The organism is Porphyromonas sp. COT-108 OH2963 (assembly GCF_000768895.1).
Classification (GTDB): Bacteria; Bacteroidota; Bacteroidia; order Bacteroidales; family Porphyromonadaceae; genus Porphyromonas_A; species Porphyromonas_A canoris.
The window spans coordinates 55,079-70,187 of record NZ_JRAP01000002.1 but is presented as its reverse complement, the minus strand read 5'-3'; the positions used below and the strand labels follow the sequence as shown (position 1 = coordinate 70,187).

At 47.2% G+C, this 15,109-nt stretch carries 13 protein-coding genes; 5 read left to right on the top strand and 8 right to left on the bottom strand.

Translation table 11 applies throughout. The annotated features are described in order from the left end of the window. Positions 1 to 45 precede the first annotated feature (45 nt). Both HQ39_RS00355 and HQ39_RS00350 read left to right on the top strand, forming a co-directional pair. A complete protein-coding gene (locus HQ39_RS00355; RefSeq protein ID WP_052079265.1) occupies positions 46 to 432 on the top strand; it encodes a hypothetical protein in 387 nt (128 codons plus the stop codon). Between the two features lie 151 nt (positions 433 to 583). After that, entirely contained in the window at positions 584 to 970 is a 387-nt protein-coding gene (locus HQ39_RS00350; RefSeq protein WP_036848723.1) for a hypothetical protein, read from the top strand. 244 nt (positions 971 to 1,214) lie between these two features. Here the strand turns inward: HQ39_RS00350 and HQ39_RS00345 are convergent, their stop codons facing one another. The 8 genes from HQ39_RS00345 to glmS form a co-directional block, all read right to left on the bottom strand. Then, positions 1,215 to 2,057 (bottom strand): fumarate hydratase, encoded by an 843-nt coding sequence (locus HQ39_RS00345; RefSeq protein WP_036788763.1) that lies wholly within the window; start codon positions 2,055 to 2,057, stop codon positions 1,215 to 1,217. Between the two features lie 15 nt (positions 2,058 to 2,072). Next, complete coding sequence (locus HQ39_RS00340; protein ID WP_036788761.1) at positions 2,073 to 3,023, bottom strand: hypothetical protein; 951 nt, start codon at positions 3,021 to 3,023, stop codon at positions 2,073 to 2,075. 667 nt (positions 3,024 to 3,690) lie between these two features. Then, complete coding sequence (locus HQ39_RS00335; RefSeq protein WP_036788759.1) at positions 3,691 to 4,011, bottom strand: DUF4387 domain-containing protein; 321 nt, start codon at positions 4,009 to 4,011, stop codon at positions 3,691 to 3,693. A 3-nt stretch (positions 4,012 to 4,014) separates the two neighbouring features. After that, the gene (locus tag HQ39_RS00330; protein WP_036862610.1) at positions 4,015 to 5,394 is read right to left on the bottom strand and encodes an acyclic terpene utilization AtuA family protein; all 1,380 of its coding nucleotides are present in this window, start codon (positions 5,392 to 5,394) and stop codon (positions 4,015 to 4,017) included. A gap of 17 nt (positions 5,395 to 5,411) precedes the next feature. After that, positions 5,412 to 6,656 carry a methylaspartate ammonia-lyase gene (locus HQ39_RS00325; RefSeq protein WP_036788755.1) on the bottom strand — a complete coding sequence of 415 codons (1,245 nt, stop codon included), beginning with the start codon at positions 6,654 to 6,656 and terminating at the stop codon, positions 5,412 to 5,414. Positions 6,657 to 6,743: 87 nt separating this feature from the next. Continuing rightward, a complete protein-coding gene (locus HQ39_RS00320; protein ID WP_036848714.1) occupies positions 6,744 to 8,198 on the bottom strand; it encodes a methylaspartate mutase subunit E in 1,455 nt (484 codons plus the stop codon). Between the two features lie 125 nt (positions 8,199 to 8,323). Next, positions 8,324 to 9,706 (bottom strand): methylaspartate mutase accessory protein GlmL, encoded by a 1,383-nt coding sequence (gene glmL, locus HQ39_RS00315; protein WP_036862608.1) that lies wholly within the window; start codon positions 9,704 to 9,706, stop codon positions 8,324 to 8,326. A gap of 4 nt (positions 9,707 to 9,710) precedes the next feature. Then, positions 9,711 to 10,127, bottom strand: a complete 417-nt coding sequence (gene glmS / locus HQ39_RS00310; protein ID WP_036788752.1) for a methylaspartate mutase subunit S — start codon at positions 10,125 to 10,127, stop codon at positions 9,711 to 9,713. Positions 10,128 to 11,036: 909 nt separating this feature from the next. On the opposite strand from glmS, the gene HQ39_RS00305 reads away from it, so the two are divergent. The 3 genes from HQ39_RS00305 to HQ39_RS00295 all read left to right on the top strand — a co-directional run bounded on the left by HQ39_RS00305 (position 11,037) and on the right by HQ39_RS00295 (position 15,072). Further along, positions 11,037 to 12,503: a transglycosylase SLT domain-containing protein gene (locus HQ39_RS00305; RefSeq protein ID WP_052079263.1), complete on the top strand. Its 1,467-nt coding sequence runs from the start codon at positions 11,037 to 11,039 to the stop codon at positions 12,501 to 12,503. A 69-nt stretch (positions 12,504 to 12,572) separates the two neighbouring features. Further along, complete coding sequence (upp, locus tag HQ39_RS00300; RefSeq protein WP_036862607.1) at positions 12,573 to 13,241, top strand: uracil phosphoribosyltransferase; 669 nt, start codon at positions 12,573 to 12,575, stop codon at positions 13,239 to 13,241. Further along, on the top strand, positions 13,228 to 15,072 hold the full coding sequence (locus HQ39_RS00295; RefSeq protein ID WP_160216091.1) for a peptidase U32 family protein: 1,845 nt from the start codon (positions 13,228 to 13,230) through the stop codon (positions 15,070 to 15,072). Before upp ends, HQ39_RS00295 begins: the two co-directional genes overlap by 14 nt. The last annotated feature ends 37 nt before the right edge of the window (positions 15,073 to 15,109 follow it).

The following is a 15,109-nucleotide window of genomic DNA, read 5'->3' as shown; positions in this document are numbered from 1 at the left end:
GGGATGTAGGTGGGTCATACAATACAGACACGACATTATTATATTATGAATGAGATAGATGAAATAAAAAAGAGACCTTTGGGATTCCGAACTCCTGAAAACTATTTCGAGAACTTGGAAAAAGGTTTGGTCTCTACTTTCAAAGAAAGAGAGCAGACAGAAAAGGCTCAAAAGGAGAAGATAAAGCTCTCCGTTTGGTCCAAGCTGCAGCCATACATCTATTTGGCTGCGATGTTTATCGGTTTGGCTCTTCTCATAAAAGTGATTCTACCGACTCCGAGAGGCACTTCTATGGAGAATGCTAATATTACGGCGGTAGTGGATTACAAAACCGATGAAGGATACTCGATTGAGTGGGATGATGCTACTTACACCTCCTACTTGGAGGATCAGGCAGCCGAAGCTTATATGGTCTCATACATATCCGAATAACATATAAAAATAAAAAGCCATGTATTTACATACAAAAAATAGCGTAAACATTGCTATTCAAAAGATTTTATTATTTATCTTTGTCGCAGTAGCGTGCGTTGGTACGATAAGCGGCCAAAACCATGATAAAGTCGAAAAGCGATCTCAAAGAATGCGAGAGTTTACCGAAGGGCGGAATGCGTATATTACGGAAAAGGCAAAGCTGACCGTTGCAGAGCGGACTTTCGTGGAACAGGAGCTTCAGAAGTATGATGCAAAGAAGCAAAAGCTATGGATGGAGATGAACAGACTGATCAAGCATACAGCGAGAGAAGATGTTGTCATATCCGAAGTCGAATATGGAGAAGCCTTAGACAAAACCGTAGAGAATATGAAGATTCAAGCAGAGATTACTCAAGAGTTGATTACGTCTCTTCGTTCCAAGCTATCAAATACAAAGGCATTTCAGATCATACATGCGGAGAACGTCTACACGAAGCGTTACTTTGCAAGGAAATCTAAAGGCGAACAACACCCGAAGGAAACGACAAAGAAATAATTTGGGTAAGAACTTTAAAGATTAGATTAGTGTGGGTGATGGCAGACGAGAGTCTCCCATCACTTTTTTTGTGCCCGGTCGTAGATTTTGACGTTTGCGTTGGAGAGTCTGCGCGATGCTTAAAGATTCGGAAAATCATGAGATCGGGAAGCGGAAGGCTTGCCTTCCGGAAGAAAAAGAAAGAGCAGCACATTGCAAAGACGGCTGCTCTTTCAAAAGATAAACGATAAGTGTAAGTGTTTATCTATAAGGATCCCTCTGCATGTCTTGTGGCGTGGCAGCCGATATTGACTGCGACGGGAAGCCCGGCTATGTGGGTGGCTTCGGTCAGGATGTTCACAGCCAGAGCCGTTGTGGAGCCTCCGAATCCGGCGGGGCCTATGCCCAGTCGGTTTATTTCTTCCAGTAGCTCTTTTTCCAGGCTTGCCACAAACTCGTTGTCGCTGTGAGAGCCCACCGATCTCATCAGCGCGAGTTTGGAGAGATAGGCGCAACGCTCCATCGTTCCGCCGACACCTACTCCTACCACTATCGGAGGGCAGGGGTTGGGGCCTGCGTCCCTGACCACTTTGATCACGAAGTCTTTTACGCCTTGCACGCCCTGCGAAGGGGTAAGCATTATGAGCCGGCTTTTGTTTTCGCTGCCGAAGCCTTTTGGTGCCACGAGGATGTGCAGCTCTTCTCCTTCTACTATATTATAATGTATGACTGCGGGGGTATTGTCTCCGGTGTTGGTTCTGTCGAACGGATCTTTCACCACGGATTTTCTCAGGTATCCGTTCCGGTATCCTCTTCTGACGCCTTCGTTCACTGCGTCTTTGAGGCTGCCTCCTTCTATGTGCACCTCCTGTCCGATGGTAAGATAGACGACGGTCATGCCGGTGTCCTGACACATCGGCACTTCTTCGGTACGAGCGATGCGGGCATTTTCGAGGATCGTGCCCAGTATCTCTCGTCCGAGGGGCGACTTTTCCTGTGTTTTGTATCTCTTCATTGCGTTCTCGATGTCGGGGGCGAGCTTATAGTTGGCATCCATGCAGAGGCGTTCGACGAGGTCTGTTACCTGAGAGGTATGAATTGTTTTCATGAGAGGGGTAGAGTGTTATTCTTTTCGGGTTAGAAAGTAGTTGGTATTCTGGTTTTCGAGATCCTTATCGGTTTGGACGTCGAGCAGCCCGACCATACAGTAGACCTTCTGCTTGGGGTCGTGTACCCAGTGGCGGACCAGATAAAAGTTCTTGATTTCGGATGTTCTCGGTACGTGCAGTCGCGGACCGGTGCAGGGCACTTCTCTGTCTGCGACCATGATATGGTTTTCGTCCTTGTAGGAGATGGTGAGATTTTGGTCTATCTTCTCCCGGATCAGCTCTGCCAGGCGGTCGAAGTTGATTGGCAGCGGCGACTCGGAGCAGAGCACAAAACCGTTCCGTATATCGCTCACGGTAAGGCTTTCCATCCCTATCCCCCACTCGTCCATGAGGGAAAGCAGCGTCAGCTCCTCTGCCGAGTGTGCCATCTTGCGATACCTCAGCGAGCTGTGCACCATGTCGTAGATGCGGTCTGCCTGCGGTCCGAAGATGGTGGGATGAGTAACGATAATCTCCTCCCCGATCCCCACGATGATGTCGGCGTTGCGTCCGAGGGCGGGTTGGAGCAGGTTGAAGTGTTCTATGACCAGCCTGCGCCCTTTTTCGAGCATGTTCTTGACAAAGTCCACGATCTCGTACATCTGTGTGAATCCGAGCTGAAACCGCATATCCAGATGGTAGGTGGAGCTTTCTCGCTCCGCCATGTCGAATGTGTCCCTCACCTGGAGGATCTTTCTCGGATTGATGACATCGTCATCGTTGGAGAGCTCCAAGCCCGGAAACATCCCTTTGATCAGGGACGATTTTCCCGAACCGGCATCTCCGACAATGCCCACGAGCCGATCTCTATAACTCAAATGTTTTTGTGCGATCTGCTCTCCGAGGAACATCAGTCGCTCTCTCCCTCGCGGGGCAAAATACTGGGACGAAACCGAGTATTCTCTGTACAGATTCAGGGGGTTCATTGGCGTTATCGGGGGTATGTGTAGAGTGATCTTTTTGTTGCTTTCGGAGCGTCTTCCGACGGCATTTCCAAAAGTCTTTTTAGAAGCATGATAATCAGCTGTTTATAGCGAAAAATAAATTTCCTTCGGAAGGGGTGAAAATTTCGTACGTACAAAAAAAAATTTTCGTACGTACAAAAAAAATTTTTCGTACGTACAAAAAAAAATTTTCGTACGTGCAAAAAAAATTTTTCGTACGTGCAGAGAAAATTTTCCGTGCGTGCAGAGAAAATTTTCGTACGTACAAAAAAAATTTTTCGTACGTGCAGAAAAAATTTTCCGTGCGTGCAGAAAAAATTTTCCGTGCGTGCAGAGAAAATTTTCCGTGCGTGCAGAAATAAATTTGCGTGCGTGCGGAGAAAATTTTCCGTACGTGCAGAGAAAATTTTCCGTGCGTGCAGAAATAAATTTGCGTGCGTGCGGAGAAAATTTTCCGTACGTGCAGAAGTAAATTTACGTGCATGAAGAAATAAATTTGCGTGCGTGCAGAAATTTTGCTCCTTCCGAAAAGAGGCAATTTTCCATCAATGAGCGGAACCGGCTCCGTAAATGACCGGAACCGATTCCGCCACTAATCCGTCTGCCGTCTGTCTCTGTCTTTTTATCCGACAAATGCGGCACCGTTTCCTCAGATCTCGAACCCGAAAGTTACGAGAGGGGCATGCTGTTGTGCGCCGTACACATCGGTCTCGCCCAATGCTCCGGACGGAATGGGACGAACGATGGTTACCTTGATCGCCTTGGCAGGGTCGAAATGAACGATATTCATGATGTCGTCCTCCGAAATGTTGTACAGCCGCGCAAACATCTCTTTGGTGAAAATACCGGCATCTCTCACCATGTGATAGCCGTCGAAGTCCTTGAAAATCACGTCGAATGTCAGCTCGTAAGGTCCGGAGTTCTTGCTCCTGATAACGGAAGCAAGCTCTCTCAAAGTATATCTTGCCATGATTTATTTGCTTATTCCTTGGTTAAACACTTCGTACCTCGCAGGGAAAAGAGACGTTGCATCCGCCACTTTCAGCAGGTGATACACATTGAACTCGAACACCTCGCCCACATGACAGTCCGAAGGCGAAAACGGGAAAGCAAGATTCCCCGCCGTGGAGATGCGTCCCTCGTAACCGTAGTGCAGCATCGTGCTTCTCGCAAAACCGCAGATCGTATCCGCCTGCTCCTGCGTTGCCGCCACGGCTTCGATGATGATGAGAAGCTCGCGAGGCTGATACTCGTCCGCCCTATCCTCGAAGATAGCCATCGTACCGTTCTTGCCGTAGACCTTGAAGTCCAGGAAGAAATCGCGAATGCCGTAAGCATCGAAGTTGTTCACCACACGCTCCTTGACCTTCTCTTTCACCTCGTCTATCTTCGAGATGAGGATGGGATCCTTCACCGCCGCGCAGGAGATGGTCCGGTATCCGACCTTGCGCACGCCTTCGAGCTTGACGAAATACTCCTCCGTAGGCTCGAACCTGCTGCCCGATACCCGGACGCGGTTCTCTTCCACCTGCTCGAACTTGGTCTCGTGCAGATTGATGGCTCCGCCCGGACCCGGCAGGATGTAAGGGTTGCTCTTCTCGTACAGCGTATGAGCCGCCACCGAAAGAGTGGTACACTTGCGAAGCGGAGAGAGCGTCTCCAGCTCGAAGTGATCCCTGCGGAGATAGCCGAACATACAGTCCGAACCGCTGCCCGGAAGTGCCGCGATGGCTGCACACTCCAAAATCTTTCCCATGTGGATCGCCAAGCCTTTCTCATAACCCCGGCTGATGGCCAACGCAGAAAAAACACTCGGATCGTACGCACGCCCCACCACTATCACATTCGCTCCGTTCTTCAATGCCTCGATGATAGGCTCTTCTCCCATCTGTGCCACTATGCGAACGCTCTCCTCGACATCCTTCTCGGTAAGCTCCTTCGCCGGCTTCAGAGGCGTGATGTTGCCCTTGCGAAGCTCCGAAAGAATAAAATCCTTCTTAAACTCGGACTCGATGACCGCCATCTTGAAAGAGAGCTGCTTCTCCTTCGCAATCTCTCTGACAATATCAAGCACAAACTCCACATGAGGATGACCACCCGCACCACCGGCAGAACCGATGATCACAGGGATATTTCTTTCCACCCCCGCAGGGATCATGTATTCAAGATCTCGCTTGACGGAGTTTCTGTCCGTAAAAGACTTGCCGGCTCCCAAGTAATACGGACCCGGATCCGTACTTCCGGCATCCACGGCTATAACATCTGGATTACGCTTCATGCCCTCCAAGAAAGACTCTTCCGGAAAGCCGTATCCCAAAATAGCCGTAGGAGAGAGTACTCTTATCTCTTCCATAATATAATGTGTTGTAATTAGAGTTTATCCTTTAGTGAAAGTATTCTGCTCATCTCGTTGAAGACTATCATGTAGCCTTCGTCCACTCCCATACCGGGCTTGGCAAGAGTTTGAGCCGGCCGGGTAGCCATGGCAATGTTGGCGCAGATCTCGGCAGAACGGCTTGTCTCGTTGCATGTTCCTCCCAGATAAGCTCCCATTCCATGCTCTTTACAGTAGAGAACGGCTTCTATCGAGTTGTTGATACCGCCGAGGTCAGGAGTCTTAATCTGTGCCATGTGTCCGGCTTTGGCTTTCGAGAAGTCTACAATATCTTCAAAAGTATTGCACCATTCGTCCGCCACGATTTCGGCGGTAGAGCCTTTGGCATCCATGTGCTTGCGGATAGCTGCCAAAGCATCTATCTGTGCCCATTTCTCCTCAACGTCCACCGGACCTTCTACACGCAGCTTGAACGGCTTGGCTATCTCTTCCAGCTCCATAACGTAGTCTGCAATCTTCTCGAAGTCATTATTGAATACGATACCGAGCGTACCATATACGTCGATGTGCAGAATAGGGTTGTAAGAGTCCGATGTTCTGTATTCGAGAATGCGGTTTCTCAACCATTCCACATACGCTTTCATCTTCTCACCCTTGAGACCGACCTTTTGTTCAACGTGGTTGAACAGAGCATGAGGAAGCACCTCTGCACCTTTCATGATCATCTTATCTGCGTTTTCATAACGGTTGTCTCCACTCTGAGTGAAGATCGGGATCATCTTATCCGAAACCTTTGTGCCGTACTCTTCCGCTATGACTTGAGCCATAAGCTTTCCTTTGCTCTTGGCAACGGCATCCAAGCAAGCTTGAGTAACGCCGTAGCGAATAGCCGTGTGGTATTGTTTTCCCGTTTTCGGGCAGACAAATTTATCTACCAAGTCTGCCATCTCACGGAATGTGGTGATCTCTTTTCCTTCGTACATCGGGGCTATCTCCTTTTCGATAACAGGAATGAAGTTCTCTGCCAAAAACAGAGGATCTCTACCCCCTGCTCCCGAATACTGCACAGCTGCACAGTCTCCATGAGCAATGGCTCCGTTTTCCAATATAAACAGTACCGAAATAGCCTCACCTGCCTGACGAACAGAAGAGAAACCCTCCGTAACTGTTTCACCTTTATAGAAAGCGCCATCGCTTTCCGCACCTTTTTTGATGGCTCTTTGGTCATCAAAGTAGAAACCGGTCTTGCCGGCTGCACATACTACTTTCTTAATCTTCATTGCGTATGTAGTTTTTAACGAGTTTATGTTTAGTATTAGGTTGTAATAGAAAGTATGCAGACCTTTAGCCTGCATACTCTTTCTGTTTTAGTTTGTATTTCTACCTACAAGGAATCCTTTACCGATGGCATAGACATCATCTATCACCATTTGGAAGCTCACGGTTCTGCCTTCTGCTCTTCCTCGCTCTTCAAGTTTCGCTCTGTGGAACGCTTTAAGCTCTTCGCTGAATGGAATGTTTCCCAACTCCAAAATTCTCACAGCACCGAAGTTGTCGCGAGCAGGCATCACCTTTCCGGCATTATACTTCGATGGAGCAAAAGGAATATCCAGTACACCTGCTTCAAATGCCGCAATAGTACCCTTGGCATAGTCGCCCTTGCCAAGCTCCTCTACCTTGTCCAAAATACATCTCATCTCTGCTTCTATGATTTCGCTCTCTGCCAAAACTGCCGGGATTTCACGGAAGTCTTGGTCTCTCAGCATGGAGATCACCTGTTTTGTGGCTCTAAGACCTGCTGCGTTAGCCTCTTTAGTGGGTACACCCATAGCTTCGTGCGGAGTCTTCACAATAACCTTTGTCGCTTTTGCCAATGCAGCTGCTGCAGCTCCCCAAGATATTACACCGAATGCTTTGGCTTCATCTTGAGGGAATCCGCCCATCCATTGGTGGAATACGGTCGTAACCGTACATCCTTTATAGCCGTATCTCTCAAGATACTCTTCCGTCATCTTCTTCAAAGATCTCACTGCTGCCACGTCCTGGATGAGGTTACCGCACTGACCATAGCCTACGGTAATATCCTTAACACCCTGCTCTGCGGCAAGTAAGCTTTCAAGCACGGCAACAGAGTTGGAGATACACGGAGGGATCAACGTACCTGTAAGAGGCCCGAATGGTTCACGGTTGATATTGATACCGGCTTCCGCATACATACCGCAAAGACGGTCTGTGTACTGCCAATAGGCAATGGTCTTCTCCAGAGAGTAGTTTTTAGAATACGGAATGTTATAAGAGATACCACCACCCTCGTATGATGTAAATCCTCCTGCGATAGAGATCTCCGTCAAGAGGCGTGCATCAGGAGTTCCGTGACGCACCTGAACCGGATTTTTAAGTGCCGAAGTTACCGATCTACAAATATCCACACCATAGTTTACGATAGGGAAACCATTAAGCATAGAGCGTCCGGTCTCCTTACTCTTCTCTATACCATTCTCTGCCTCTTTGTATCTGTTGAGACGAGTATAGCTGTCTACCGTTGAAGGCAGAAGATCCGCTTCTCCCTCTGTTTCCAAAAACTGAAGCAGCTTGATGTGTTCATCGTAAAGAGCCACACCGGCACGAGGTTGAATAAGAGTTACTCCCTCTTTCTCTGCCTGTTGCAGCTTTGAGTCGAAACGCTTTTCAGGCGCGATGCGCTTCTGATACTCCACAGCTTCATCAAAGTTTACACCTGCTCCCGTAGGCCATTGTTTCAAGACCTCTTCGCGTTCTTTCATGAACACGTCTTCGGGAATTCTTACATTCTTTACTTCCATAGTCTAAAAATGGATTCTATTCTTTAGTTTAATCTTCTTATCTACTTCCCAATATGCCTACCATACCAAGGCACAAAGACCTCATTCCTCTAAGCAGTCGTACAGGAATAAGGTCTTCTATTATATCATAAGGTTACTACCTCTTTCTTCATCAGTTCGAGAGCCAGTTCGGGATCTGCACTGCTCAGAAGCCCCATAGAAGCCATGATGTACCTCTTGTCCAAAAGGAATGCAGGCTTTTTCGGCTTGGCACTCTCGTATCTCATCGGGTCGTACAATGCTCCTTTCAGCACCTCTTTAGGGTTCGGACTATTGAGGATAGCTCCTCCGATACCCAGCACAAACGGGACTTGAGTAAGGTCTTTACCATTAAGAGTAAAAAGCTCACCCATAGGCGTATAAACCTTTGCAAGTGTTCCGCAATGACGCTCCATGGCAATCCTCACGGCAGCTCTTGCCAATACCTCTTCCATTCGTACTTCTCTCTCGTTTGAGGCAAGAGTATCCGGTGTGTCCGTACAGCTTTTTACCCAATGCACCAGCTCTGTCTCCTCCACTTCTGCTTCCAAAGCAAGTTTGTAGGAGTCTGCTTGCTCCAAGAGCGGAATCAAGCTATATCTCATCCCCAAATCTCCCTCCACGGAACGTTTGCTGTAAGGTTCGGGAATGCCTTTCAGCATGATGCTCTCCATTGTAGGCTCTCCCTTTGCTATCGAATAAACATCGGTAGTGGCTCCGCCGAGATCTATCGCCATCAGATCCCCTATTCCCGATGTCTGTTTCGTACCCAAGCTCAATAGATTGCAGGCATTCAAAACGGCATAAGGCGTAGGCACGATCTTAAAGCGAGACATCTCTTGTATGGATGTAAGCCCCTTAGCCTCTATGATCTTAGAGATAAAAAGCTCCATTATACAACGCTTTGCAGGCTCTATATTGAGTCTGTTGAACTCCGGCATCACATTTTCGGTGATGACAAAAGACTTATTCCCGGCAGAGAGAATCTCTTCCAGTTCGTAAGATGCTGTCTTGTTTCCTGCCACTATAATAGAGAAGTCTCCGGGAATCCCTATCAAACGACGAGCATTGGCGAGTATAACCTCCTTATTTCCTCCGTCTGTTCCTCCACAAAGCAGGATCAAATCCGGAGCGATGGTTGCTATCTCATGCTGTTCTGCCTTTGAAATCTCGTAAGCATAGGTCTTAACCACCTTTGCCCCTGCGCTTGAAGCAGCCATGCGTGCAGCTTTCGATGTCAGCTCCGGCACTAAACCAAGAGCTACCATCTTGAGTCCGCCCGCGGCAGAACTGCAACAAACCAATTCGTCATACAGCCATGGCTCTCCTATGTTCTGTTCAAGCGCAAGAAGCGCATCCCGAAAGCCATCTCCGATATGAGTTTCGATTGTTGTAAATGCAGCAGCCGTACCTACAATTTTACGGGAATTACCATCTATTGCGGTAAGTTTGGTGTAGGTACTTCCAAAGTCCGCAGTAAGGTACCTCATTACTTTAACGAGTTACTCCCAATATTTTATCAAGATCTGCTATTGTAGTTTCTATTGGAGTTCCGGGAGGATAAACACAATTGAAGCCCATCTTCTCGAAACGCTCCTTAACGTCTGCGAACTCCTGTTTACCTACCACAAGATTGCCACCGGCAAGGAGAGGAATACCTTTCAAACCGGCTTCATCACACTTTTCACGAAGACCATTACAGTCTATTTCACCATGACCATAAAGAGAAGAGACAATAATAGCATCTGCCGCCGTTTCTATGGCAGCCTCTATATACTCTTCCTGTGAGACCATAACACCGAGGTTAACAACCTTGTAGCCCGCTTGCTCTAAAGCAAAAGCAATAATCTTATTCCCTACTGCATGGGCATCCGCACCGATAACACCGGTGACCACTGTCTTTCCATTCATAATATTTTTCTACCTATGTCCTAAAAATGAAGCTTAGCTTCTTATATACTTCTTCGTCTTTCACACATCAAGACACGTCTTTCAGTGGTTTCTCGTGTCCTGTGCGCGATTATGGGCACAAAGTTAAACAAAGATTTATAATCTGGACAACCGAACCCGAATTTAACGTTATCACATCTCCTTGACAGCTTTTTCGCCACCCTTCAGAAGCTCTTTTTTCTCATCCTTTTCGGGGAATAAAATGGGGCTTTAGGCGGTATGTTTTATATAAAAACGGAAGCCTCTACCGGCTCGTCTGTTTCGACACTCTCCGGCTCTCTTATAACTCTATTTTTCTCTAAATAGCAACCAAAACACTCACCTACAATAGCATACAAATTTTCTCAAATTTGAGAATCTTTTTCTCCTTGGACGATTTCATGGGCTGTTTTCGCGTTAATAAAGTTGAAAAACAAACCACTTTGGTGCAAACAAAACCTAACGACAAAAATCCGGAAAAAGAGGGCAAAAAGAGAAGAAAATAGCTAATACGCTAATAATCAGAATTATAATCATTTTGGCTAAACACTTTAACCAAATCCGGTAAACGTGTTTAATGAAATCACTAAACGTGTTCATTGAAAAATTAAACACGTTAAGCCGAAAGAATATGCTCGTTTACTGTTTTGGCTTAACAAGTATCGGAATTTGTGTTAATAAAACAGCCCGAATTTAACAGTTCGGTCGTGCTCTGAAAACGCCCCCTCCGATCAAAATAGAGAGACCGAAAAAAGTGAACATTTTTGGGGATGGAATATATAAAAACAACCTCCCCAAAAATGGGGTCAAACTTTAAGAAAAGAGAAGTACAATAAGACATAACTCAAAAAACATTACTACCTTTGTACCAATGGAGCAAAAACGAATCGGATGAATATATTTCGGAAGAACCAGTATAGAGACGTTTCGGATCGGCTGAGAGCACTTGCCACAAGTCTGGAATATTGTGGGAAGAAGCTCTTTTTTTTTGCAGCTCTGTCTCTATTGCCATTCATTCAATCCTGTAACCTTTCCAAAGAAGAGCCTCCACCCTATCGCTCTTGGGATGAGATCAAAAGTTCCGATACCATAAGGGTTGGAGCCATATCGTCTCCGCTGGTTTACTTTCTCTACAAAGGAGAAGAGTTGGGACCGGAATATGAGAAAATCGTAGCCTTTGCCACCAAGCACGATCTGAACATAGAGCTGCATCTTGCTCCCTCTTCAGACTCCCTTTTCACTTGGATAGAGAGAGGAGAGATAGATCTGTCCATTGCTCCTTACGGTATGACGGCAAAAGCGAGAGAACGTGTGGACTTTTGCGGAGAGAAAGAGAGTTATAGCATCGTTCTGGTACAAAAGCAGACAGACAGCCTTATCAAGCAACCGTATGAGCTTGCAGGAGAAACCATACACATCCTACCGCACACACCCGAAGAGCTTCGTCTGCACAACATGAACAGAGAGATAGGTGGAGGAGTAGAGATAGTGCCCGTACAGGGAGACTCCATACAGATAGAGGAGCTGATGATGCTCGTTGCCAAAGACTCCATACGCTTCACGGCAACGGACGAACGCACTGCCGGTCTTAACAAAACCTATATACGAGGGTTGAATACCTCTACTCGTCTCAGCTTTCCAATCCCGACATCGTGGTACACAGCCAAGGGCAATAAAGCTCTTCAAGACAGTATCAATCTTTTCGTAACGGAACATGAGTTCGTCTCCAAAGAGCGACAAATGGTTTACAGATATTTCGAGGAAAACAGATGGCTGGCAGAGGATGAGAGCAAAACCGGTACAACATACATCACAAAGCCGGGCAACCTCTCCCCTTTCGATGATATATTCAAGGAGGAAGCGAAGAGACTCGGTTGGGATTGGCAGTATCTTGCTGCGATAGCATTCCATGAGTCCAGATTCCGTCCGGAAGTAAAAGCATGGTCGGGTGCTACCGGTCTTATGGGAATTATGCCAAGAACAGGAAGAGCCTATGGTGCATCCGTTGGCGAACTTACGGATCCTCATGTTTCGGTACGCATTGCCGTCTCTCTGCTTCTGGCTTTAGACAAAATATTTCGAAATATAGAAGATCCGGCAGAGCGCGTCAAAATCGTTCTGGCAGCGTATAATGCAGGACACGGACACGTGGTCGATGCCCAAAGGTTGGCAGAAAAATACAATGAAGATAAACACTCTTGGGATAGTGGAGTGAGGAAATATATCCTTTTGAAGTCGAACCCGGAATACTACAACGACCCTGTCTGCAAGAACGGATACCTTAGAGGACGTGAAACAGCAAACTATGTGACAAACGTTGTAGAGAAGTACGAGCTGTTCAGACGCAATTATCAATGACAACCTCTACTCTTCCGACAAAAGATTGCTTCCTAAAAGAGTCATAAAAACAGAATACATATATATAAGATGAAAACTTTTAATCTGGCAGAAGAGAACTCGCTGCTACACCGCTTTGTGGCTGAACTCCGAAATGTGAACATACAAAACGACTCGATGAGATTCCGTCGCAACATAGAGCGGATAGGTGAGATCATGGCGTATGAGATAAGCAAGACATTGGACTACAAAGTAAAAGATATACAGACACCGCTGGGCATCGCTCCTACCGAACTGGAAGAAGATAAAGTGGTACTTGCTACCATCCTTCGTGCAGGACTTCCGATGCACCACGGATTCTTGAACTATTTCGACAGAGCCGAGAATGCTTTTGTATCGGCATACAGAAAGTACATCGACGAAGAGCATTTCGATATCCACATGGGTTATCTTACCACTCCCGATCTTACAGATAAGACACTCATCATTATAGACCCGATGCTTGCCACCGGAAGCTCTATGGAGATTGCCTACGAAGCTCTCCAGCGTTTTGGGAAGCCCAAGAGCGTACACATTGCATCCGTTATAGCGAGCAAGCCGGCACTTAAATACTTGGAAGAACATCTGCCGGAAGAGGTAAGTGTATGGGTTGCGGCTCTTGACGACACCATCAACAGCCACTCTTATATCGTGCCAGGACTTGGTGATGCCGGAGACCTTGCATACGGACACAAGCTCGATCACGGTGCGAAGCATTGAACTTCTTGCTCCTGCAAAGAATAAAACCTACGGACAGGAAGCGATACTGCATGGTGCGGATGCCGTTTACATAGGAGCTCCGGCGTTTGGAGCTAGAGCATCGGCAGGCAATAGCATAGAGGATATTGCAGAACTTGCAGCTTTTGCACACCTGTATGGAGCGAAAGTGTATGTCGCTCTCAATACGATTCTGACGGATAAAGAGCTGCCCCTCGCCGTGGATCTCACCCGGATGTTATACGAGTCGGATATCGATGCCATCATTATTCAGGATGTCGGATTGCTGGCTTCGGACCTTCCGCCCATTCCGCTCCATGCGAGCACACAGATGGATCTGCGCACGCCTGAGAAGGTAAGATTTTATGCGGATCTCGGCATGGAGCAGATCGTGATACCTCGTGAACTGAATCTTTCCGATATTGCCACAATCGCAAAGACCGCTCCCGATGTTCGCCTCGAAGCATTCATCCACGGAGCTTTGTGCGTCTCTTACAGCGGAGTGTGCTATGCCGCTCAAGCCTTTCATGGGAGAAGTGCAAACAGAGGAGAGTGTTCGCAAGTGTGCCGAATGGCATTCAATCTGATAGATGCCAATGGACGCACGATTGTGTCCAACCGTCATCTTCTCTCCATCAAAGACCTCAACAGAAGTTCTCTGCTGGAACAGATGATAGATGCAGGTATCTCGTCATTCAAGATAGAGGGCAGACTGAAAGATCTCACCTATCTCAAGAGTGTAACTGCGTACTATCACCAGGAGTTGGAGCGGATTATCTCTTGTAGGGAGGATCTGTGCAGGAGTTCGGAGGGGGAGGTTACGCACTTCTTTACTCCGGATCTTTCAAAGTCGTTCAACAGAAGATTCACCACCTATATGGCAAGAGGGCGAGGAGAAGACGAGCTATCATCTTTTGCAACGCCTAAGTCTATCGGGGCGCTCATCGGCAAAGTAGAGAAGATTACACCGCAATGGTTCTCCATCACCGGTACTACTGCTCTGAACAATGGAGACGGACTCACATTCTTTCTCCCCGATGGAGGCACCTCCGGAATACGGGCAAATAAAGTGGAGGGCTTTAAGATATTTCCATCCACACCGTCCGATCTGAAAAAACTCTCTCTCGGAATGGAGATTTACCGCAGTCTCGATGTCCGCTATCAGAAAGAGTTGCAACAGAAGACGGCGGAAAGAAAGCTCCCCATATCCATCTGCGCCACTGCTCAAGATGGTGAACTTTCCATAGAGGCTATCTGTGGAGAGAAGAGAGTAAGGGACAGCATACCATTCAAACCGGAACCGGCAAAGCGTGATGACTCTGCAGGTCAGATAGATATCCTTTCAAGATGGGGCGAAACCATCTTTACTCCGTCAGACATTGACACAGACGGTCTTAAAGGTATATTTGTACCTCGTTCTCTACTCCAAAATCTCAAAAATGATCTCTCCCAACATCTTCTTCGGGAAATAAAAAGATCTTATACGAAACCATATCGCACGATAAAGCGGAAGACGCTCTTAGCTTATCCCGAAAAGAAAGTAGACTTCCGTGCCAACGTCTTTAATGCCCAAGCCAAAACATTCTACTCCGACCACCACGTAGCCGTAGAGGCTGAAGCATTCGAGAGTTCACCAGCCCCCGAAGCTCCTCTCATGGAGACACGACACTGCATCAAGTACAGTCTTGGTAAATGTCCTATCCGCCAATCTCCCTCCTCCACTCTCTCCGAACCTCTCTACCTCGAAAGCACCGATGGGACCGTCCGAATGCGGATCCGTACCGACTGCAAGGCTTGTAAGATGTACCTCTACAATGCCAAGCCTAAATGCTAAGCACCTTTCTTGATTCCTTCATCGAATCTTTCTGCCA

Coding starts and splice junctions, on each gene's coding strand:
- HQ39_RS00335 (WP_036788759.1), bottom strand. CDS start 4,011: ATGGCAAGATATACTTTGAGAGAGCTTGCTTCCGTTATCAGGAGCAAG.
- upp (WP_036862607.1), top strand. CDS start 12,573: ATGAAAACTTTTAATCTGGCAGAAGAGAACTCGCTGCTACACCGCTTT.
- glmS (WP_036788752.1), bottom strand. CDS start 10,127: ATGAATGGAAAGACAGTGGTCACCGGTGTTATCGGTGCGGATGCCCAT.
- HQ39_RS00355 (WP_052079265.1), top strand. CDS start 46: ATGAATGAGATAGATGAAATAAAAAAGAGACCTTTGGGATTCCGAACT.
- HQ39_RS00320 (WP_036848714.1), bottom strand. CDS start 8,198: ATGGAAGTAAAGAATGTAAGAATTCCCGAAGACGTGTTCATGAAAGAA.
- glmL (WP_036862608.1), bottom strand. CDS start 9,706: ATGAGGTACCTTACTGCGGACTTTGGAAGTACCTACACCAAACTTACC.
- HQ39_RS00330 (WP_036862610.1), bottom strand. CDS start 5,394: ATGGAAGAGATAAGAGTACTCTCTCCTACGGCTATTTTGGGATACGGC.
- HQ39_RS00350 (WP_036848723.1), top strand. CDS start 584: ATGCGAGAGTTTACCGAAGGGCGGAATGCGTATATTACGGAAAAGGCA.
- HQ39_RS00325 (WP_036788755.1), bottom strand. CDS start 6,656: ATGAAGATTAAGAAAGTAGTATGTGCAGCCGGCAAGACCGGTTTCTAC.
- HQ39_RS00345 (WP_036788763.1), bottom strand. CDS start 2,057: ATGAAAACAATTCATACCTCTCAGGTAACAGACCTCGTCGAACGCCTC.
- HQ39_RS00340 (WP_036788761.1), bottom strand. CDS start 3,023: ATGAACCCCCTGAATCTGTACAGAGAATACTCGGTTTCGTCCCAGTAT.
- HQ39_RS00305 (WP_052079263.1), top strand. CDS start 11,037: ATGAATATATTTCGGAAGAACCAGTATAGAGACGTTTCGGATCGGCTG.